This is a genomic window from Paraburkholderia sp. CNPSo 3274 (assembly GCF_024206475.1).
Classification (GTDB): Bacteria; Pseudomonadota; Gammaproteobacteria; order Burkholderiales; family Burkholderiaceae; genus Paraburkholderia.
Map to the genome: position 1 here is coordinate 1 of NZ_JAMBPR010000010.1, position 19291 is coordinate 19291.

Here is a 19291-nt window from a genome sequence, read left to right on the forward strand (position 1 = left end):
TGGCTTGAAGAAGGTGGACCAGATGTTCGTGTTGAACATGGCGGCATACAACCTCGTGCGCATGCGATCACTGGCACAAATCCGCTTATAAGTGGCGGAAAGCGTGGCAAGGAGGTCAGAAGTCGGCCTCAAGCCGCCGAAAGAACGTTGAATTCGCGTTGAGATTGCACAATGCGAAAGTTTGCGACTGGCGGGCGCGTACATCGAGGCGCACCGCTTCCGCCGGGGATGTATTTCCGCAACCTGTTAGGCGTGTTCCATGCGTAGAGTGTGATCGGTTCGGTCTTCATGGATTCAGCTCAATTCGACATCGACATGCTTTTTGAAACCCGAACGCGTGGCGAGCAACGCGTACCAGCGTTCGAGATTGGGCACTCGGGCACGTTCTATGCCCGGCAATCCAAACCATCGTTTCGCGAACGCACCGAGCACGATATCCGCAATCGTGAGCGACTCGCCTTCAATGAAGTCGCGACCGTTCAACTGTGCGTCGAGCACGTTCCAGACTTCCGCGACCTTGACGACATCGGTGGCGATTTTCTTGATGTCTCGCTCGGCTTCGGGCGTGCGCACGATTCCCCAGAACACGGGCCGCTCGGCCGGCTGCAAAGTCGACAGCGACCAGTCGAGCCACCGGTCGATGCTGGCCCGCGCCTTTGCGTCGGCAGGATAGAGCGCGCTCGGACCACCGTACTGCGTCACGATATACCGCAGAATCGAGTTCGATTCCCAAAGCACGAAATCACCGTCGACGAGGGTAGGGACCTTGCCCATCGGATTCATCGCGAGGTAGTCGGGTTCGGTGTTGTGCCCGAACTGCAGACCGGCGTCTATCCGGTTATAGCGTAGGGAGATCTCCTCACAAAGCCACAAGACCTTCTGGACGTTGACCGAATTGGCACGTCCCCAGATGGTAATCATGCGTGAGTCCTTTACGGTTTGTTGTTAGTGGATCGATCGCTTGAGTCCGTCATCGTCGGCTAACGCCTATGCCGGCAGTGCTGTCAGCAATTCGACCGTCGTGACGATCGAGTGGGCAAATGTGGGTCCGTTCAGTTCGTGGGCGGCTCGCATCATTTCCGGGGAGAAGGCGGCGGTCGCGTCGCGCACGAGCGTCACGTGATAGCCGAGTTCCATCGCGAATCGCGCGGTGGATTCAATGCAGGTGTTCGCGAGCAGGCCAACGGCAATGACGTGCGAGATTCTGTGCTGCTTGAGCTGGAAATCGAGGTCCGTGTTGGCGAAGCCGCTTTGCGCCCAATGCTCGTGGATGATGATGTCGTTTTCCTGGGGAACAAAATCGGGGTGCCATTCGCCGCCCCACGTCCCCTTTGCGAAGGACTGACGCTTTTGCACGATCAGTTGCGTCGGATTCGGATGGTCCCAGTCTTCGTAATCGCCAGGCTGCCAGCGGCGATGCGGCACATAGAACACCTGGATGCCAGCTTTGCGTGCGGCGCCCACCGCTGTGCGCAAATTGTCGAGGAGCCGAACGTCGTTGGCGACTGCCTCGATCATCGGAAAGATCTTGCCGCCATGCGACAGGAAGTCATTGTACGGGTCCACCAGCAAAAGACCGGTGTGTTCGGCGTGATAGACGGGGTCTGACATGATGTTCTCCGCAAAGCGATTCGGGATGGGGCACGGCACAACCGACACCCGTTGCGCGGAACTTCTGCGCAACGTCGAGCACTTCGATGCCTCACGGACAGAGTATATATATGAATTTCATAGTGTAAACGGGAACATCAATACCATACTCGTTGCGCGGGTATCGAATGCATATTCACCCCGAATGCTGATGCCATCGCCGCGACGAAATCCGTGCTACTATGAAAAACGTAGTTACGATGGAGGCAAAATGAAGCGCAGAGAGAAGGGGGTGAGTACAGTGTGCCCGGTGGCGCGATCGACCGAAGTTGTCGGTGACAAGTGGACGACGCTTGTGCTGCGCGAGCTGTACATGGGCGCGACCCGATTTGAGGAAATCCAGATTCAGACGGAGGCGACGCCCCAGATGCTGGCGACGCGCCTGAAGTCACTCGAAGCGGACGGGATGGTCGAGCGCCATCCGTATCAGGACAGGCCGTTGCGCTACGAGTACTGTCTCACGGAGAAAGGCCGGGCGTACTATCCGGTGATCCAGGCGCTACGCACCTGGGGTGAGACCTGGTGCAAGAGCAAAGGCGAGGAAGTCGCTGTGCGGTTTACGCATCGCGTGTGCGGGCACGAGGTTGGCCTCGACTATATCTGTCCGTCGTGCGGAGAATACGTGGAGCGTCGCGACCTCGATGCAACCTTGAGTGCTTCGTTTGCGAAAGAGCGCGAGAAAAGGCGCGAGACATATCGGGCCGCGAAGGCCAGATCTGAATAATTCAATCAGCGCACAGCGGGCTCGCGTCCAGACTGCTCCGTGCGCCGCGTGCGCACCAGGACATCCGCGACGATGGCTAGCGCGAGTGCGCCCGCGCCGCACAGGAATACGAGTGCGTAGTCGTTGTGAAGGCGAGAAAACAGATACGAGTATCCGTAGCCGCCGAGTGCCTGAAAGAGGGCGAAAGCCGTGGTTGCACGGCTGATCATCCCGCTCGCGAAGCCCCGGCGCGGCGCAGGAATATGCGGGAGGATCGACGTCGCGACGAGTACCACGATCGCGCCACCGGAAAAGCCCGACAGCAGACGCCAGAAGAAAAACCACGAGACCGAAACGGGCCAGGCGCACGCGAAGAACGCGATCGTTACTGCGGCCATCAGGAGTCGCAAGGCGGACCGGTTCGACAGCTTCGCAACGAGCGGCCGTCCTGCCATCGCACCAATCAGATAGCCGGCGAAATTTGCCGCTCCGAGCGTGACAGTCTGCGAGGAGCTGAACCAGTGCGCCTGGATCATCGAGGGAATGAGCGGCGTGTAGGCGAAGCGCGCGAGACCGATGGCGACCAGACTGCCGCAAAGCCCGGCGAACGCCGCGAAAAGCGCGCGTGCATCGAGCGATGATGCTTCGCGCTCGTGGGACGTGGAAGGAACTGCAGACATTGCAAACTCCGGAATTCAGGGGTGTTGCGGGGAGAAAAAGGCATGACCGAACCAGGGAGGCCTGAGCCCTGTGCGAGGCCGCAGGCGGCGACCACGCCGCGGTACTGCATCTGGGCCAACACGTTTGCCAGCGTGTGATGCCCGACGGAATCCACGGCACCCGCCCAACGTTCGCGGGCGAGCGGCGTACCTGGTTCCGAGAGCGTTCGTCGGTCGATGACTTCCGCGGCGCCGAGACTGTGCAGATAGTCGGCTTCCGCGGGGCGTCCGGTCGATGCGACGACGCGATACCCGAGGCCCGACAGGACTGCTATTGCGATCGAGCCCGACGCCTCCGTTGGCATCGCGTCGTGCGTGGAAAGGACTTCTGGCAGCTTGACGAGCCACTCGCCCTTCACGCGTGCCTTTTGCGCGAATCCGCCGTGATGGTTCTGACTGAGCTCCCAACCGTTGAGGACGACGCGGTCGCCGGCGCAGATGCCGGGATACGTGGATGCCTCGACGGTGCCGGCGAGGTCGATGCCCGCGATCAACGGAAACTCGCGGATGATCTCCGCGCGTCCGGAGATGGCGAGTGCGTCCTTGAAGTTCACAGTCGGATATTCGACCGCGATGGTAACGTCTCCGGGCATGAGGTCTTGCTCACGCATATTCACGATGCGAGTCGAGATCGCGTCACGTGGTTTCGTGGCGAGCAGTGCTTTGAAGGTCATTCGATTCTCCTGAGCAAATTGTTTCCCGATGGCTTGGGCTATTTAACAGTTGCCAATCGGGGAGTGATTCTTTCGGGTGCCTGGGTCATGCGTGCCCGTCAGCAACGGCTGAACGGGATCGTGCGTATGCAAGCGTATTGACCACAACGGCGGCGAGCGAGAGCAAGGCGCCGATCGCGGCGAGGCCGAGCCATGCAGCGCGCAGGGCCCCCGCGCCGCCGAGTGCCGCACCGAATGCGCCGCCAAGAAAATACGAAACCATGAAAACGGTATTCAGGCGGCTGCGGGCTTCGGGACGCAGTGCATAGATCCGCGCCTGGTTGGCAATGAAGCTGGCGCGATTGCCCAGATCCAGCAACACCATCCCGACGATCAGCCATGCCAGGCTGCGTCCGCCCGCTGCGACAAACGCGAACGAGATGGCGACCGTGAGGGCGCCCGCGGTCGCAACGCGGCGCGCGCCGACGCGGTCGACGATCGCACCCAGTTGTGGCGATACCGAAAGGCCGGCAACGCCGATCAGGCCAAACGCCCCGATGGTGGCGGGGCCGTAATGGTAGGGCGATCGTGCGAGTAGCACCGCGAGTGTCGCCCAGAGTGCGCTAAAGGCGGCGAACACAAGAAACCCCATCGTTGCGGAGAGGCGTAGTAGCCCTTCTTTGCGGACGAGGTCAGCGAGCGAGTGCATCAACTCGCGATAGCGGATTGCCGCGAGTGAATTCGACACGGGCAGTTCCCTGATGACAAAGAGCAGGCCAATGTCGATGGCGGAAGCGATCACGAATATCGAACGCCAGCCCCAAAGCGCGCCGACGATGCCACTCAGCGTGCGTGCCAGCAGGACGCCAGAAGATAGCCCACCCAGCAGGGAACCGACCACGCGTCCGCGCGTCTCGGGCGTAGCCATTCCCGAGACCGCTGGGATGATGATTTGCGCTGAGATTGATGTCATTCCAACGAGGAAGCTGCATAGGACCAGCGCGGCGAAGGACGGTGCCGCTGCGCAGGCGAGCAGCGCCACGGCGTTCGCGATGATCGCTCGCGTAGCCAGTTTGCGTGGTTGGACACCGTCGGCGAGCGGGACAAAGAGCAGCAGTCCTATCGCATAGCCCAGTTGGGTGAGCGTGGCGATGAGGCTCCCGCGCGCCGACGGCACAGCAAACGTCGATGCGATTTGCGGCAGCAGCGGCTGGTGGTAGTAAATGGGCGAAACCGCGAGTGCGCAGCAAAGTGCCATCAGAAAGACTTGGCGCGGGGAGCTCATGGGTGCCTTCGCTAAATTAGGGGGGCGGCATTGCGCGGAACTCGCGGTATCGTCGAAGTCCCGAAGGACTAGCTGGCAGGGAAGTCGATACCCACCATGCACACGAACGACTTAGAGGGCAACGCGTGCCCATGATCTGGGCAACGCGTCGAGGAACTCGCGGGTGCTCACGATACTGTGCGCGTAGGTTGGCCCGTTCAGCTCATGCGCTGCGTGCATCGATTCCCGCTTCAGAGCGGCCGTTGCGTCCTTCACGAGCGTCACGTGGTAACCAAGCTCCGTTGCATATCGCGCCCTAGCCTCTATGCAGGTGTTGGCCAGCAGGCCGACTATCACCACGTGCGTGATGCGATGCTGCTTAAGCTGGAAGTCGAGATCCGTATTGGCAAATCCACTGGAGCCCCAGTGTTCGAGCGCCACGATGTCACCTCGTTGCGGTGTGAAATCAGGGTGCCACTCGCCGCCCCACTCGCCCTTGGCGAAGTGATGACCGTCCATGATCTTGCGCTGGCTCGGGCTCGGATGACACCAGCACTGATAGTCGCCCGGCTGCCACCGGCGGTGCGGTACGTAGACGACCTGGATACCGGCATTGCGGACGGCTCCGTTAATGAGTCGCAGATTTTCTAGCAGTCCGACTTCATCAGCGACGTCCTTGACGACAGGCCAGACTTTGCCTCCTTCCGAGAGGAAGTCGTTATAGGGGTCGACAAACAGCAGTGCGGTTGACCTGGTCTCGTAGACGAAGCGGCTCATTGCATTTCTCCGGAAGTGGCTCACACCAAAACGCTGACTTGAGACGGCTCGCCCCTCATCCGGATACACGTGCGACTTGCAGCAGCGGATCAGCTAGACGTGAAACCTCTCTGTTCCGGCATTGTAGATATGAAAAACATAGTGTCAAGTTGGGCGTGAATACCACACTTGGATTGCGGATTTATTCTGCTTCTACGTGGAGCAGGATGGTTTTGCTGCATGCGATGAATAATCCTTTGGCTATGAAAAACATAGTGTATAGACTCAAGGCAGCGAACATGCCGTTGTTCGTATTGTTCGTACGAAGTCACCCACCTGATCGCAGTGCCATATCCAGGAGAGCAACATGCAATACCTCGTGATGATTTCCCGTTCCGAAGACGCATCTTCCATGTCCCTTCAAAAGGAAGAAGTCGAGGCGGAGGCTGAGGTTGTCCGCCGCCTTTACGCCGTCGGCATAGTCCGGCAGATATGGCTGAGAGCAGAAGGGGGAGCCTGCATGATTTCGGAAGCAGATGACGAAGACGACCTGAGGCAACTCCTGAACGAACTCCCGCTAGTCAAGGCTGGCTACCTCGCGCAACCCCAGATCAGCCAATTGCGTTCGTATTCGGGGTTTGGTCCGCGTAGTCTCTGAGCCACTGGAACTCTCACGCCGGTACGGGCTGGCCAATCGGTGGAGATGGCGACTGTCACATCATGTCGTCAAGTTGACTAACTATGCTGGAATCATCTATATGACCCGCTGGAATCTTTTTGGTCTACTAACGTTAATCGTCGCGCTATTTGCCCTGACGGCCTCCGCAATAGCGCCGAACGGGGCGCTACATCGGATTGTCGTTCGCCGCTTCGCAAATTTTGCACGCGATAGCGCTCATTACCTACATCAGGATAGCGCCCGACGCATTCTGGATGGGGCGTACGCCTGCGACAAACATACCGGGTTCCATCGGCTATTTAATGATTCTGCTGCTTACGGTCACATCGTTCGCCATGCCGGCGCGTCTCATCGGTCCGGCCAACTGGAAAAAGCTGCATCTCGTGGGCGTATGGATACTCGCCGTAATTTTCGCGGGTTCCTTCCTCACCCGCGTCCATCAACATGCCGCCTATCTCGTTCCTGGAATGGTTGTACAGCGGCCACCCCCGGCTCCGCACGGGGGCTGTACCTGATCGTCTCCGACGTCGAGGCAGCTCGCAAGGAGCTGCTGGGACGTGGGGTCGAGATGAGTGAAGTGTTTCACGATGCCGGCGGCGCGTACGCCGGCCCGGATGATCCTTATCTGTTCGGGCGGATCCGCATTAGCGGTCGGGACCCCGAGCAACGCAGTTATCGCTCGTTCGCCTCGTTTAGCGATCCGGACGGCAATGGCTGGCTGTTCCAGGAACTCACGCACCGAGCGCCCGGTCGCCTGGACGCAGATGTCACGACCTTCACCTCTACAGCGGATCTCGCGGCGGCGCTCCGGCGGGCGGAGGCGGCGCACGGCGAGCACGAGAAGCGGACCGGCGGGCAACGCGACGAGAATTGGCCGGACTGGTATGCCGAGTACATGGCAAGTGAGCAGGCAGGCAAGGACTTGCCTTTGTGAGCTGGCGCCTCTGATTCTTCAACCGGCTCTTCTGCGCAGTAGAGGTCCCTGACTTGCAAGCTGGCGCGACCCGAGACCGCTTGAACGCAGCGCTGGTCTACCCATCGCGTAAGGAGAACCACCATGCCCGATTCTTCGCAACTCGACATCGACCGAACCAATCCGGGCCGGTGGACGGTCACCTTCAGCAACCCGCCGATCAACATGTTCGTGCCTGCAACAATCGACGAATTTCAGCGGCTAATGACCGGCCTCGAGGCGGACCCGTCCGTAAAGGTCGTACTGTTCCAGTCGGCGAATCCCGATTTTTTTGTTGCCCATCTCGACGTAGCCAGGGCAGCAGAACGGCCGGAGGTACTGGGCCTCTGGCGCGACTTTGTGCTGCGCCTCTCGTCCGCGCCAGTCGTGAGCATCGCCAAGATTCGCGGCCGCACGCGCGGCATCGGTAACGAGTTCGTGCTGGCCTGCGACATGCGCTTCGCCAGCCGGCAGAGTGCAATATTCGGCAACCCGGAGGTCGGCGTCGGCCTGGTACCGGCCGGCGGAGCGCTGGAATGGCTCCCGCGCCTGGTCGGCCGTTCGCGGGCGCTTGAGATTGTCCTCAGCGCCGACGATTTCGATGCCGACGTCGCCGAACGCTATGGCTGGGTGAACCGCACGCTGGACGATGACGACCTCGACGCCTTTGTCGATACGCTTGTCCGACGTCTGGCCTCATTTGACCGTGAAACGCTCGGTGCGGCGAAAGCCCAGATCAATCGTTTCGGGATGCCGACGGCTGCCGAACTCCAGTCGAGCATTGACCTATTCTTCCCGGCTCTGGCCTCGCCGAGTGGGCAGGCGCGCCGCGCCAAGCTGCGTAGCCTCGCCTACGGCGTTCCGAGCGACTTCGAAATGAATTTCGGCAGATACCTGCCTTCGCCAGGGCCGGCGGGCGACGATAACGCAGAGCCGCCGCTCACTGGCGCGCCGAAGGGCTGAGCCTCTGCGAGCAATTCGTGCTACACCCGCCGATGGACGCATTCGCACCCAGGGCTTCCAGGGTGGCAGGCGGCGTCTCAGTCATCCGAAATACTGCGGCGCGCGCTGTCCGGCGTGACCGGGGCGTCGAGCGCGTCGACGAGCGTCCGCCGCCCCGCGTCGAGGATTTCGTCGGCGAAGGCCGGATCTGTGCCTGCAATCGCACGCGACAGCACGAGTGCTCCCACCATCTGATTAAACGCTGCAATCGCATCGCGACGGGTTTGTTCCGCCGTCGCGCCGTCCGTGGCGATCATGCCAGCCAGCCGGTCGAGATACGCGGCGAGGCCGCGCGTATAGGACGCACGCGCCGCGTCGGTCATCCGGGGAGCGTCGCCCGCGAAGCCGGACAGCGGGCACCCGGCCTCGATGTTGTCGCGGTGCGGGGTCGACAGGTAGCGCGCCGCCTGCTTCACCAGGCTGCCGGCGTTCGGCGAATCCGCATAGTCTTCCATCGCCTTTTCCATTACCGCGGCGACCAGCGCGTCCTTCGACTTGAAGTGGTTGTAGAAGCCGCCCTGCGTGAAGCCGGCTTCCTTCATCAGCTCCGCCAACCCCACGGCGTCGACTCCGCGCGCCCGGAACAGCCGCTCGGCGGCCGCGACAATCGCATTCCGGTTCTCGGCGGCCTGCTGTCGTGACACCCCCATCGATCCCTCCCTTATCCCGGCGATCGCGTCGATTGAAAAACACAATGTCGATCACCATTGACATACTCGAGTGACGCCGACACAATGCGCCATAAGACGATGGTGATCGACATTGACATGAGTGTAGCCGAGTTTCGCCCACAACGCGAAGCAACGCGGGCGCGGCACGGGTGGCGGTCCAGGTCCATCGCGGTCTTTGATGCCGGCGGGCGGCGGAGGTTGGCGCCGTTCGGCGGTGCAACTGTTCGGTACGCAATGGCAGGTTTGTTTTCACCGGATCTCACGCGCGCGGCGAACCGGCGCACATGCGATTCATCATGCGAAAGGATGGGATATGAAGATCGAAGGTGCTGTTGTTTTCGTGACGGGCGCGAACCGCGGGCTTGGCCTCGAGTTCGCGAAACAGGCGCTCGAAAGAGGGGCGCGCAAGGTCTATGCAGGCGCGCGCGATCCGGCCAGCGTGACGCTGCCGGGCGTCGTGCCCGTGAAGCTCGACGTGACCGATCCGGTCGCCGTGGCCGCTGCCGCCGAAGCGGCGCGCGACGTCACGCTTCTGATCAACAACGCGGGCATCGCGCGGCTCGGCAGCCTGATGGACGACGGCGCGCTCGACGCGCTGCGCGATCACTTCGAAACGAACGTGTTCGGGATGCTGGCGATGTCGCGGGCGTTCGCGGGCAACCTCGCCGGCCACGGCGGCGGCGCGATCCTGAACGTGCTGTCGGTTGCGAGCTGGGTGAACCGGCCGATCCTCGCCGGTTACGGCGTGTCGAAATCGGCCGCGTGGGGGCTGACCAACGGCCTGCGTCATTCGCTGCGCGAGCAGCACACGCAGGTTGTCGGGCTGCATGCCGGTTTTATCGATACGGATCTGACGCGCGGGCTGGAAGTGCCGAAGGCGACGCCGGCCGACGTCGTGCGTCAGGCATACGACGCGATCGAGGCCGGGGCGGAGGAAGTGTCTACCGACGAGTTCACGCGGCAGGTGAAGGCCGGGCTGTCGGCAGGCGTCTATCTGGACGAGCCGGCGCCGCGCTGAAGGCGCCGAAGCGCCCGCTCGTCGCGCGCGCTCGCACGCGACGGACGGGCCTTCCGGTCAGGCCGACAGGCCACGGATGACCGCGAGTAACAACATCGCGCCGAAGCAGCGCAGCGTGGCGGGTTTGCGGCTTGCAATGGCGTCTACGTTGCGGGTATCAGACAGCGTGTTTTGACTCGACACCGAAGATTCCGCCAATAAGGTGGCTTCAAAAATGCATCGGCAACACGGTGCCAATCGCGACGAAGAGACTCCCGCATACCCGATTGAAAGGTCGTCCAACGCGACCGAGCCAAGGTCGAATCCGGTTCGCAGCGCTCGCCAGTGCATATTCCGTAATGAACTCCGTCGCCATGAAGGTCAGGGCCACTGCCGCATACTGAGAAACGAGATTGTGGTGCGGGTCAATAAATTGCGGCAGCAGTGCGCTGAAGAACAGCAAACCCTTGGGATTGGTCGCAGACGACAGAAGGCCGAGTCGAAACAGCGACCAGCCGCTGCCGACTGCCGGTACTTCGCTCATTTCAACCGTTGTCGGCGGGGAGCGCCACACGCGCACGCCGAGCCAGATCAGATAGGCTCCGCCAATCAGCTTGAGCACTGTGAGCCAGAGCACCGAAGCCCTCACCAGCGCTCCAATGCCGAACATGCACAGTGCAATAACAGCGGCAAAGCCCAACAGCGCGCCCGCGATGGTGAACAAGGTTTTTCGGGTCCCGTACATCGCGCCATGCGTCATCGCGAGAAGCCCGTTCGGACCCGGTGACAGAGACATGCCGACCGAAGTCAGGAGAAAGATAAGCCACGTATGAAATGCCATCTGATACCTCAATCAAAGATGCTGGACAAAGCAAGCCGTTCGGCTGAGAGGGTTGGGTTCCGTGCCTGCCATCAGAGCAGCGCCCGCCCGAGGCCGCCGTCCACCTGAACGGTCGTGCCGTTGATATAGCTGGCACGTCCGGAGGCCAGAAACGCGACCAGCGCGCCAAGTTCTTCCGGTCGCCCGAGGCGCTTGAGCGGCACTTCGTCAGCCAGTTCGGCGAGGCCTTGCTGCTCGCTTTTTCCCTCGGCGAGCTTGTTTTTCAGGGCCGATTCGCGAACCCGGTCCGTCAGGATCATTCCGGACGCGACGTTGTTGACCGTGATGCCGTAATCGCCTGCCTCGCGTGAGAGCAATTTCGCCAGACCGACAACGCCCATGCGCATGCTCGTCGAGAGAATCGAGCCTTGAATGGCATGACGCACCGAATAGCTGATGATGTTGATCACACGCCCTTCACCGGTGCGGCGCAGATGCGGCAGCGCAAGCCGGGTAAAGCGCGCGACGGAAAGAAAGCTCAGTTCGAAGGCGTTTTGCCATGCGTCGTCGTCGAATGCGTCGAACGCTCCGAACGGGGGGCCGCCGGCATTGTTCACGAGGATATCGAGAGACGCGAAGCGGGCGACGGTGTCGTCGATTGCACGCTGCGCGTGAGCGGCGTTGCGAACGTCGATAGTCAGTGCCTCAGCGTTCGTCACGCCTGCTTCGCGCAGTTGGTACAGCGCCTGCTCACGACGCTCGTTACCAGGCGAACCGATCATCACGTTCGCGCCTTCGCGTCCAAGTTCGATCGCACTCGCGAGGCCCAGACCACGCGACGCGCCGAGCACGAGCGCGGTTTTTCCAGTCAGATTGAGGTTCATGACACGTCTCCTGCAAGGTTGACAGGGACAAAGTCTAGGTATGAGCCTGCGGAACATAAATGAAGGATGCTGTAATCGTCCATTACAAATATGAAACGATCAGGATAAGCTGTCGGGAACCACAAGACCTGGCGAGTTTGTATGGACTGGAATCAACTGCGATTTTTTCTTGCCGTGTACCGGCATCGCACCCTGGCGGGTGCGTCGCGCGAGCTCGCCAGCAATTCGCCGACGGTGAGTCGCCAGATCGCGGCGCTCGAACACGACCTCAAGGCAAAACTGTTTCTGCGAACGCCACGCGGTTACGTACCCACGGAAGTCGCAGACGGACTGCTCGAGCTTGCCACGCGCATGGAGGCTTGTGCGCTTGAGATCGAGCGTCACGCGGGTGGCGCGGACGCTTCGTTGAGCGGGATAGTGCGCATCGGCACATCCGATGCGCTTGGCACCGGCTATGTGCTGCCGGCGGTCGCATCGGTACGGCGAGCATATCCGGCTATCCGGATCGAAGTGGATATCGCGTCAGCGTTTTCAAACCTGTCGCAGCGTGAGAGCGATATTGTCGTGCGCAACGTGCGGCCCGTGGAGTCCGCGACGATCGTGCGCCGCCTGCCGGGGCTGACAACCGCGCTCTATGCGAGCGAAGGCTATCTGGCAGAACATCCGCCACTCGCCGATATGAGCGACGTGCTCGCGCACGAGCTTGTCACGCTCGTGGGGGGCGGCAAGATTCGCTGGTTCCCACCGCTCTATCCGGCACGGGCGAAAATGCGTGCGCCCGGCCTGCAGGTGAATTCGATTCTTGCGCTCGTTTCGGCGTTGCAGGCGGGGGCCGGCATCGGTGAGTTACCCACCTATATCGGCGACGCGGCGGCGGGTCTCGTGCGCGTGCTGCCGGACCTCACGGCGGCTTACGACGTCTGGATCGGTACACATGGTGATCTTCATCGCACCGCGCGTGTGCGGATTGTAGTGGACGCGATTTCCCGACAGTTCGCCAGCTGAGCGATTTAACCAAATCGTTGCATCGACCGGTTGAATCCGCCGCCGGCTACAGCCGACCACATCAGGCGGTAGTCGACCCAGTCGATTTTCATGTTGCTCAAAGGCAGTCGTGCTGGAAAAGGTGTGCGCCTATCCCACGATGCCAAGGACGAACGCATTCACGGCCAAAAGCAATAGAAACAGGATCGCAGGCAGATAGCGTATGGCGATTGATCCAGCATCGCGCTTGCGCGAACTGGGTGTCGCATTGAATCCTGCTCGTTTTCTCATTTCGAAGGCCTTCAAAGTGGTGCCCGACGACGATGCACCCACCGCAGTGAGGCGGCGGGGTTTCACGTCACAGCGGTGAAGGTTCACGGCAACGAACAGCGATGCCGTGTTCAGTAGGCAGCAGCCATCGACAGCAGCAGATAGCGCATGAGTTCGATTTCTTCGTCGACCAGCGCGGTCGGGTTGGCGCTGTCGTCCGTCGATGGCGGGGGCGCATCTGCGCCGATGGCTGTGCAGTTCGGCGCTTCCAGGGCGGTGCAAGACGCGTTGCCGCAGTCAGCGGCAGCGCGCCGAAGCAACCGGCTCAGCGCGGCGATCACGAAAGATCCTCGACGAAATGCGCCTCGTCGATCGGAATCCGCATATAGCGGCGGCCATTTCGGTCGGAAGCCGGCAGCCGTCCGCCGCGCAGATTGACCTGCATCGCGGGAAACAGCAGCGCGGGCACCTTCAACGTGAGATCGCGCGTGGTTCGCATTGCAACGAATTCGCTTTCGCCAATGCCGTCGCGCACATGAATATTGTGTTGCCGTTGTTCGGCAATCGTCGTCGAGAAGCGGACGTCGCGCCCCGCAGGCGGGTAGTCGTGACAGACAAATACGCGAGTCGATTCGGGCAGTGCCAGGAGCCGCCGGATCGACGCGTAGAGCGTTTGCGCATCGCCACCCGGGAAATCGCAGCGTGCCGTGCCCAAGTCGGGCATGAACAGCGTATCGCCGACGAACAGCGCATCGCCAACCAAATAGGCCGTGTCTGCGGGCGTGTGTCCAGGTGTCGGAATTGCACGCGCCGTCATTGTGCCGATCGTGAATTCTTCCTCGGGGCCGAATAGACAATCAAAGCCGTGGTCATCGGCGAGATCGAACGTCGTCGAGAACAGCGAGCGCACGTCGGCGATACGCGCGCTCGTAGCGATGGCGCCGCCCATGCGCCGTTTCAGTTCAACTGCGCCCGATAGATGATCCGCATGTGTATGCGTTTCGAGAATCCATCCGACGACCAGTTGCTGGGCACCGATAAACGCGAGGATGTGATCGAGCGACGCAGTCGATGCGCGCCCCGAGGCCGCATCGTAGTCCAGTACTGGGTCGATCACCGCACAGGTCGAACCAGCGCCCGCATAAACGATGTGACTGACAGTGCCCGTGACTGCATCATGAAAGGATTGAACGTGGGGAAACATAACACTCCTGAAACGTGATTTTCTACATGCACGAAGCGCGCACGAGAAAGAACGTGCGTTGCGCGGCGGGGGCGGGCGCCGCTGACCCGTGATCGACATAGCGTTCGATCTGCACGTGATCGAAGCCGGCTTCGAAGCAGGCTTCGCGAAAAGCGGTGGGTCCGTAGACGCGAAAGCCGTGGCGGCTGAACGGGATCGACAGCGCCGCTTCGGGTGTCATCGCTGCGATCACCAGTTGCCCTTCGTCGCGCAGCACCCGGCGGATTTCCCGAAGGGCCGCCAGCAGGTCCGGCCAGAAGTAGACGCTGTTGATCGCGATGGCCTTGTCGAACGAGGCGTTCCCGTAGGGAATGCTGGCGACGTCCGCCGTCGTGAGCGCGATGCGTCCGCTTGCGAGCAACATGACGTTGCGTTCACGAGCTGCGGTTGTCATCGTCGGTGATATGTCAATGCCGACGAGCGTGAGCCGCGGTGCACGCGTCAGCACGGATTCGATATGGCCGCCGTTGCCTGGCCCGATCTCGACGATGCGTTCGTCCGCTCGCAGATCGAGCCTGGTGAAGGCTGCGTCGATCAACGCGGCGTTGACGCGCTCCATCATGTCGCCAACCGCGAGGCCGGTCTCGGCCTTAGGACACGCGAGGTGCGACATCAGGGTATCGATGTCGATGCCCGCGAGCGTATCGTTGGTGTTATCAGCTCTGGAGGTCACCTTCTACTCCCTTTTCCTGCGGTTTCATGAAAAGGAACGACGACGCGAGGACGACGACGAAGTTGGCAAGCAACGCGATCACAGCGGCATAAACAGGCATCGCGAGCGCGCCGACATGAATCGTGTAAATCGCGGTCTTGAAGCCGTTCCCGGCAATCATCCACGTTCCTGTGCCCAGCCCGGCTATCCAGCCTGCCATCAGACTGCGTGCGCGCACGGCGGGCACGAAGAGACCTAGCACGACGGCAGGCAAGGTCTGCGTAATCCACACGCCCCCGAGTAACTGCAACTGAATCGCGAACTGCACGGGCACGAACAGCACGAAACCCAGCGCCCCGAACTTGACGAACAGCGAGACCTGCTTTGCCACCCGGGTCTCGCGCGCTGCGCTGCAATACGGCGCGAAATACGGCCGCCACACGTTGCGCGTGAACAGATTGGCCGCGGCAATCGACATGATCGCGGCGGGCACCAGCGCGCCGATGCCGATCGCGGCGAACGCGATGCCGACGAACCACGAAGGGAAGTAGTGCAGGAAAAGTGCGAACACCGCGAAGTTCGGGCCGTACTGCCGGAACTGATCCGCGTACTCGGGCATCGCGCCGACACCCGCAGCGAGCGCCATCACACCAAGCAGTGCGACGAAGGCGAGCAGCAGCGAATATGCGGGGAGCAAGGCCATGTTGCGGCTGATCACGCGGTCGGATGAGGCGGAGAGTGTTGCCGTCATCGAATGCGGATAAAGCAGCAACGCAAGTGCCGAGCCGAGCGCGAGTGTCGCATACGACGAGTAGGCGTTGAGGCTCGTGGCGTCCGGCGCTTTCAGCAGCAGCTTCGCTGGCGGCAACGCCGCAAACATGTGACCGAAGCCGCCAAGCCGCGCCGGGATCACGATCAGTGCCCCGATGATCGTCGCGTAGATCAGCAAGTCCTTGACGACAGCGATCATCGCGGGCGCGCGTAATCCGCTCGACCACGTATAGACCGCGAGCACGCCGAACGCGACGAAAAGCGGCGCTTCGCCGAGCCAGCCATGCGTCGGCAAACCGAGCGCGCCGAGCGTGACCCGAATGCCGACCAGTTGCAACGCGATATACGGCATGGTCGCGAGAATGCCTGTCAATGCTATCGCGAGCGCAAGTGGGCGGCTGCCAAAGCGCTGTTCGATGTAGTCGGCGAGGGTCACGTGACCATGCTTGCGCGCAACGCGCCACAGGCGCGGCAAGACGAGAAAGCCGAGCGGAAACGTGATGATGATGTACGGGACCGCAAAGAAGCCCGTCGCGCCCGCAGCGAAGACGAGCGCCGGCACGGCGACGAAGGTATACGCGGTGTAAAGGTCTCCGCCGATCAGGAACCAGCTCATCACGGTGCCGAAGCGCCGACCGGCGAGTCCCCATTCGTGAATGGCGCTGAGATCGCCGCGCCGCCAGCGTGCCGCCGCCATGCCGAGCGCGCTCACCAGCGCAAAGAGTGCAACAAAGATACCTATGGACATTACGTTCATGCGGCACCTTCTTGCGATCGCGCGGCGGCCTTGCGCACGGCGCGCGCGTCGAGCAGGCCAGCCGCGCCCGTCAGCAGCGCGCCCGCGACGACGCAGCCCGTTTGCCACCAGTAGAAGAATGGCCAGCCATCGAGCGTTGGCGTGACGCGGTTGTAGAAGGGCACGCAGAGTGCGGCGACGATTGGCGAGGCAAGCAACAGAAGAGTCAGCCGGGTTGTCATCGGTCGAGATCCAGTTCGAGAAGGGGGGTGAACGCACGGGAGTACGCATTGATGAGCTTAGCCAGCCGTTCGATGCCGCAATCGATCTGCTGCGGCGATACGGTCGCGAAGGACAGGCGCAGGAAGTGGTGGAGCGGCTCGCGCGCAAAGAACGGCGCGCCGGGGACGAATGCGACGTTGACGGCAAGCGCGTCCTGGAGTAGCGCCGCGCTGTCGATGTCGGGTGGCAGCGCGAGCCAGATGAACATGCCGCCTTCGGGCACATTCCAGCGCACGCCTTCCGGCATATGCCGGTCGAGCGCAGCTAGCATCGCTTCGCATTGCTTGTGATAGAAGCTGGCAAGGCGCGGCGCATGTGATTCGAGAAAGCCGTCGCGCACGGTCTCGTAGACGATGTGTTGCGAAAGCGTCGAGCTATGCAGATCGGCCGCCTGCTTGACCTGCACGAACTTTTGCTGGAGCGCGCCCGGCACGATCATGTAGCCGACCCGCAATCCAGGCGCGAGGGCCTTTGAAAAGGAGCCCAGGTAAATAACGTTATCGGGCGCCATCGAATGGATGGACGGCAACTGTCCGCCGTCGAACGCGAGCGCGGCATAGGGATCGTCCTCGACGACGATGAGCCCCGTGCGCCGCGCAATCTCCGCGATCTTCCTGCGACGCTGGAACGACAGACGTGCGCCCGTGGGGTTCTGGAAATTCGGCTGCAGAAACAACAGCGCGGCACGTTCGGGTTCGATGTTTTCGAGCGCTTTCGACACGATGCCATGTTCGTCCGTCTGCACGCTCACGAATTCGGGTTCGTATAACGACAGCGACTGCAACGCGCCGAGATACGTCGGACGCTCCACGAGCACTGCGCTTTGCGGATCGACGAGCACCTTGCCGATGAGGTCGAACGCCTGCTGGGAGCCGCTCGTGATCAGCACGTTTGACGGCGCGACAGGATGCTGGCTCGTCGAGTGCTCGCGCGCGATCCATTCGCGCAATGGCGCATAGCCTTCCGTCGCGCTGTACTGGAAGGTGTCGGCACCGGAAGCATGTGTCGCCCGAGCGGACGCATCGCGCAGCGCGGCGAGCGGAAAGGAGGCGGGCGATGGAACGCCACCCGCAAACGAGATCATGTGGGGGCGTTCGGTAAGCTTGAGAATTTCGCGAATCGCCGAACTGTTCAGCGACCGCGCACGTTGAGCGATACGCCGCTCGGCACGGGACAACGTATTTGCCATCTGATTGCTCCTTGAAGAGCATCATCGTAGACAGCAGGGAAACGATGAAAAAGACGGCTCGAGGAGTAAAACTGTTTCCGCATGGAAACGATAGGATGGCGACGCAATTGCGGCCTGCGCCCTTTCTCATGCGCTCGTATGAAGGCTGATCGCGAAGGGTGTCAGTCGTTCATCAAGGCGGGCAACGCTTCGGCGAGATAGTCGACGGTCGCGCGCATCGCTTGCGTCATGCCGCGTTGCGAGGGAAAGACGATACTTAACGTGCCGCGTGGAATATGCCAGTCGGGCAGGACACGCACGAGCCGCCCGTCTGCGAGTTCGGCCTCGCACATCGGCGAGGGCAGGGCGGCGACGCCTAGACCCGCCTGGGCGGCGAACTTCGCGAACGGCGCGTCGTTGCAGCGAATCCTCGGATGGTAGGAAACGGTCGCGGTGCGCCCATCCGATGCATGCAGCAACCACGTGCAGCCGGTATCGCGGCGCGCCAGTTGCATGCCGGCCACGCCGTCCAGCTCAGCCGGCCCGCAGGGTAGTCCATTCGCAAAGAGCGTGGGGCTCGCGACGAGCACTACGCGCGTTTGCCCGACGGGCCGTGCGATCAGCGACGAATTTTGCAGCGGCTCGGTATGGCTGCGCAGCGCGATGTCATACCCTTCTTCAACGATGTCGACATAGCGGCTGGAGGTCATCAGATCGATGTCGATTTTCGGATGCACGGCGAGAAACGGCGGCAGCACGCTATCGAGCGCCATGCGGACGATGCCAGCCGCACACGTGATGCGCACGCGTCCGACGGGCTCCGTCAGGCGCGCCTGCGCGGCCTGCTCGGCATTGCGTACCTCGTTCATTACGCGCAGGCAATGCGCGTGGAAGTCCACGCCGGCCTCGGTGAGCGAGAATTTGCGCGTCGTGCGGTTCGCGAGGCGCAGCCCCAGCGCCTGCTCCAATGCCTGCAGGCGCTTGCTGAGGGTGCCCTTGGGAATCCCGATTGCATCGGCCGCAGCGGAAAAGCCGCGTTTCTCGACCACGACCGAAAAGTAGTACAGATCATTGAGGTCGATCATGGCAATCGTTTCCGTACGGAGACAATGAATCAATTTTAGACCGCTTTCAGGGCGGTTCTCGTCTTTCGGAATGCTGGGCGAAACGGCGCCGCGCGCCGACGCGCGCCACCCTCGCGGATCATGGAATGCCGTTGCCGAGGCCACCGTCGACCTGGATCGTTGCACCGTTGATATAGCTCGCGCGGGGAGACGCCAGAAACGCGACCAGCGCCCCGAGCTCCTCCGGACGACCGAGGCGCCGCAATGGGACGTCCGCGGCCTGTTTCTGCGCACGCCCCGCGGCTATTTGCCGACAGACGCAGCCCGTGCACTGATCGACGTCGCGACGCAGATGGAGAGCAGTGCGCTGG

Annotated in this window: 21 protein-coding genes and 2 pseudogenes; 6 read left to right on the plus strand and 17 right to left on the minus strand. The window is 61.8% G+C overall.

The features are described from left to right. Positions 1-294 precede the first annotated feature (294 nt). Positions 295-921, minus strand: a complete 627-nt coding sequence (locus M3I54_RS08660) for a glutathione S-transferase family protein (protein ID WP_254334784.1) — start codon at positions 919-921, stop codon at positions 295-297. 66 nt (positions 922-987) lie between these two features. After that, positions 988-1611 (minus strand): isochorismatase family cysteine hydrolase, encoded by a 624-nt coding sequence (locus M3I54_RS08665; RefSeq protein WP_254334786.1) that lies wholly within the window; start codon positions 1609-1611, stop codon positions 988-990. Between the two features lie 250 nt (positions 1612-1861). Here M3I54_RS08665 and M3I54_RS08670 point away from each other — a divergent pair, with 250 nt between their 5' ends. Then, a complete protein-coding gene (locus tag M3I54_RS08670; RefSeq protein WP_254334788.1) occupies positions 1862-2374 on the plus strand; it encodes a helix-turn-helix domain-containing protein in 513 nt (170 codons plus the stop codon). A 5-nt stretch (positions 2375-2379) separates the two neighbouring features. Here M3I54_RS08670 and M3I54_RS08675 read toward each other — a convergent pair whose 3' ends face one another. From M3I54_RS08675 to M3I54_RS08690, 4 genes and pseudogenes are all read right to left on the minus strand, one after another. After that, a complete protein-coding gene (locus tag M3I54_RS08675; protein WP_375542118.1) occupies positions 2380-3033 on the minus strand; it encodes a YbfB/YjiJ family MFS transporter in 654 nt (217 codons plus the stop codon). A gap of 23 nt (positions 3034-3056) precedes the next feature. Then, positions 3057-3746: pseudogene (locus tag M3I54_RS08680) on the minus strand (alcohol dehydrogenase catalytic domain-containing protein); the annotation flags it as partial. 85 nt (positions 3747-3831) lie between these two features. Next, the gene (locus tag M3I54_RS08685; protein WP_254334794.1) at positions 3832-5010 is read right to left on the minus strand and encodes an MFS transporter; all 1179 of its coding nucleotides are present in this window, start codon (positions 5008-5010) and stop codon (positions 3832-3834) included. Between the two features lie 111 nt (positions 5011-5121). After that, positions 5122-5766 (minus strand): isochorismatase family cysteine hydrolase, encoded by a 645-nt coding sequence (locus tag M3I54_RS08690; RefSeq protein WP_254334795.1) that lies wholly within the window; start codon positions 5764-5766, stop codon positions 5122-5124. 346 nt (positions 5767-6112) lie between these two features. Here M3I54_RS08690 and M3I54_RS08695 point away from each other — a divergent pair, with 346 nt between their 5' ends. The 3 genes from M3I54_RS08695 (at position 6113) to M3I54_RS08705 (ending at position 8339) form a co-directional block, all read left to right on the plus strand. Continuing rightward, positions 6113-6403, plus strand: coding sequence for a muconolactone Delta-isomerase family protein (locus tag M3I54_RS08695; RefSeq protein WP_254334796.1), 291 nt, complete (start codon positions 6113-6115; stop codon positions 6401-6403). Positions 6404-6503: 100 nt separating this feature from the next. Then, positions 6504-7358: a VOC family protein gene (locus tag M3I54_RS08700; RefSeq protein WP_254334797.1), complete on the plus strand. Its 855-nt coding sequence runs from the start codon at positions 6504-6506 to the stop codon at positions 7356-7358. Positions 7359-7481: 123 nt separating this feature from the next. Beyond that, positions 7482-8339 carry an enoyl-CoA hydratase/isomerase family protein gene (locus M3I54_RS08705; RefSeq protein WP_254334798.1) on the plus strand — a complete coding sequence of 286 codons (858 nt, stop codon included), beginning with the start codon at positions 7482-7484 and terminating at the stop codon, positions 8337-8339. 77 nt (positions 8340-8416) lie between these two features. Here M3I54_RS08705 and M3I54_RS08710 read toward each other — a convergent pair whose 3' ends face one another. Beyond that, on the minus strand, positions 8417-9028 hold the full coding sequence (locus tag M3I54_RS08710) for a TetR/AcrR family transcriptional regulator (RefSeq protein ID WP_254334799.1): 612 nt from the start codon (positions 9026-9028) through the stop codon (positions 8417-8419). A gap of 334 nt (positions 9029-9362) precedes the next feature. On the opposite strand from M3I54_RS08710, the gene M3I54_RS08715 reads away from it, so the two are divergent. Beyond that, complete coding sequence (locus M3I54_RS08715; protein ID WP_254334801.1) at positions 9363-10067, plus strand: SDR family oxidoreductase; 705 nt, start codon at positions 9363-9365, stop codon at positions 10065-10067. Between the two features lie 208 nt (positions 10068-10275). Here M3I54_RS08715 and M3I54_RS08720 read toward each other — a convergent pair whose 3' ends face one another. Together M3I54_RS08720 and M3I54_RS08725 are read right to left on the minus strand one after the other, a co-directional pair. Then, entirely contained in the window at positions 10276-10887 is a 612-nt protein-coding gene (locus M3I54_RS08720) for a LysE family translocator (protein WP_254334802.1), read from the minus strand. A gap of 71 nt (positions 10888-10958) precedes the next feature. Continuing rightward, entirely contained in the window at positions 10959-11750 is a 792-nt protein-coding gene (locus M3I54_RS08725; RefSeq protein ID WP_254334804.1) for an SDR family oxidoreductase, read from the minus strand. Between the two features lie 141 nt (positions 11751-11891). Between M3I54_RS08725 and M3I54_RS08730 the strand changes: the two genes are divergently transcribed. Beyond that, positions 11892-12755, plus strand: a complete 864-nt coding sequence (locus M3I54_RS08730; RefSeq protein WP_254334806.1) for a LysR family transcriptional regulator — start codon at positions 11892-11894, stop codon at positions 12753-12755. A 380-nt stretch (positions 12756-13135) separates the two neighbouring features. On the opposite strand, the gene M3I54_RS08735 is transcribed toward M3I54_RS08730, so the two are convergent. From M3I54_RS08735 to M3I54_RS44795, 8 genes and pseudogenes are all read right to left on the minus strand, one after another. Next, positions 13136-13345 (minus strand): hypothetical protein, encoded by a 210-nt coding sequence (locus M3I54_RS08735; RefSeq protein WP_254334808.1) that lies wholly within the window; start codon positions 13343-13345, stop codon positions 13136-13138. Beyond that, entirely contained in the window at positions 13342-14208 is an 867-nt protein-coding gene (locus M3I54_RS08740) for an MBL fold metallo-hydrolase (RefSeq protein ID WP_254334810.1), read from the minus strand. Before M3I54_RS08740 ends, M3I54_RS08735 begins: the two co-directional genes overlap by 4 nt. A gap of 22 nt (positions 14209-14230) precedes the next feature. After that, a complete protein-coding gene (locus tag M3I54_RS08745) occupies positions 14231-14920 on the minus strand; it encodes a class I SAM-dependent methyltransferase (protein WP_254334812.1) in 690 nt (229 codons plus the stop codon). Next, a complete protein-coding gene (mctP, locus tag M3I54_RS08750; protein WP_254334814.1) occupies positions 14904-16427 on the minus strand; it encodes a monocarboxylate uptake permease MctP in 1524 nt (507 codons plus the stop codon). The genes M3I54_RS08745 and mctP overlap by 17 nt, the downstream gene beginning before the upstream one ends. Beyond that, entirely contained in the window at positions 16424-16648 is a 225-nt protein-coding gene (locus M3I54_RS08755; protein ID WP_254334817.1) for a DUF3311 domain-containing protein, read from the minus strand. The genes mctP and M3I54_RS08755 overlap by 4 nt, the downstream gene beginning before the upstream one ends. Then, complete coding sequence (locus M3I54_RS08760; protein WP_254334818.1) at positions 16645-17877, minus strand: PLP-dependent aminotransferase family protein; 1233 nt, start codon at positions 17875-17877, stop codon at positions 16645-16647. The genes M3I54_RS08755 and M3I54_RS08760 overlap by 4 nt, the downstream gene beginning before the upstream one ends. A gap of 161 nt (positions 17878-18038) precedes the next feature. Beyond that, positions 18039-18941 carry a LysR substrate-binding domain-containing protein gene (locus M3I54_RS08765; protein WP_254334821.1) on the minus strand — a complete coding sequence of 301 codons (903 nt, stop codon included), beginning with the start codon at positions 18939-18941 and terminating at the stop codon, positions 18039-18041. A gap of 118 nt (positions 18942-19059) precedes the next feature. After that, positions 19060-19206, minus strand: a pseudogene (locus tag M3I54_RS44795) (SDR family oxidoreductase); the annotation flags it as partial. Positions 19207-19291 lie beyond the last annotated feature (85 nt).

What these genes read in the sequence shown, in the direction of transcription:
- M3I54_RS08740 (WP_254334810.1), bottom strand. Translation starts at nt 14,208, where the DNA reads ATGTTTCCCCACGTTCAATCCTTTCATGATGCAGTCACGGGCACTGTC.
- M3I54_RS08675 (WP_375542118.1), bottom strand. Translation starts at nt 3,033, where the DNA reads ATGTCTGCAGTTCCTTCCACGTCCCACGAGCGCGAAGCATCATCGCTC.
- M3I54_RS08665 (WP_254334786.1), bottom strand. Translation starts at nt 1,611, where the DNA reads ATGTCAGACCCCGTCTATCACGCCGAACACACCGGTCTTTTGCTGGTG.
- mctP (WP_254334814.1), bottom strand. Translation starts at nt 16,427, where the DNA reads ATGAACGTAATGTCCATAGGTATCTTTGTTGCACTCTTTGCGCTGGTG.
- M3I54_RS08705 (WP_254334798.1), top strand. Translation starts at nt 7,482, where the DNA reads ATGCCCGATTCTTCGCAACTCGACATCGACCGAACCAATCCGGGCCGG.
- M3I54_RS08690 (WP_254334795.1), bottom strand. Translation starts at nt 5,766, where the DNA reads ATGAGCCGCTTCGTCTACGAGACCAGGTCAACCGCACTGCTGTTTGTC.
- M3I54_RS08760 (WP_254334818.1), bottom strand. Translation starts at nt 17,877, where the DNA reads ATGGCAAATACGTTGTCCCGTGCCGAGCGGCGTATCGCTCAACGTGCG.
- M3I54_RS08715 (WP_254334801.1), top strand. Translation starts at nt 9,363, where the DNA reads ATGAAGATCGAAGGTGCTGTTGTTTTCGTGACGGGCGCGAACCGCGGG.
- M3I54_RS08710 (WP_254334799.1), bottom strand. Translation starts at nt 9,028, where the DNA reads ATGGGGGTGTCACGACAGCAGGCCGCCGAGAACCGGAATGCGATTGTC.
- M3I54_RS08725 (WP_254334804.1), bottom strand. Translation starts at nt 11,750, where the DNA reads ATGAACCTCAATCTGACTGGAAAAACCGCGCTCGTGCTCGGCGCGTCG.
- M3I54_RS08765 (WP_254334821.1), bottom strand. Translation starts at nt 18,941, where the DNA reads ATGATCGACCTCAATGATCTGTACTACTTTTCGGTCGTGGTCGAGAAA.
- M3I54_RS08720 (WP_254334802.1), bottom strand. Translation starts at nt 10,887, where the DNA reads ATGGCATTTCATACGTGGCTTATCTTTCTCCTGACTTCGGTCGGCATG.
- M3I54_RS08695 (WP_254334796.1), top strand. Translation starts at nt 6,113, where the DNA reads ATGCAATACCTCGTGATGATTTCCCGTTCCGAAGACGCATCTTCCATG.
- M3I54_RS08685 (WP_254334794.1), bottom strand. Translation starts at nt 5,010, where the DNA reads ATGAGCTCCCCGCGCCAAGTCTTTCTGATGGCACTTTGCTGCGCACTC.
- M3I54_RS08660 (WP_254334784.1), bottom strand. Translation starts at nt 921, where the DNA reads ATGATTACCATCTGGGGACGTGCCAATTCGGTCAACGTCCAGAAGGTC.
- M3I54_RS08670 (WP_254334788.1), top strand. Translation starts at nt 1,862, where the DNA reads ATGAAGCGCAGAGAGAAGGGGGTGAGTACAGTGTGCCCGGTGGCGCGA.
- M3I54_RS08730 (WP_254334806.1), top strand. Translation starts at nt 11,892, where the DNA reads ATGGACTGGAATCAACTGCGATTTTTTCTTGCCGTGTACCGGCATCGC.
- M3I54_RS08700 (WP_254334797.1), top strand. Translation starts at nt 6,504, where the DNA reads ATGACCCGCTGGAATCTTTTTGGTCTACTAACGTTAATCGTCGCGCTA.
- M3I54_RS08755 (WP_254334817.1), bottom strand. Translation starts at nt 16,648, where the DNA reads ATGACAACCCGGCTGACTCTTCTGTTGCTTGCCTCGCCAATCGTCGCC.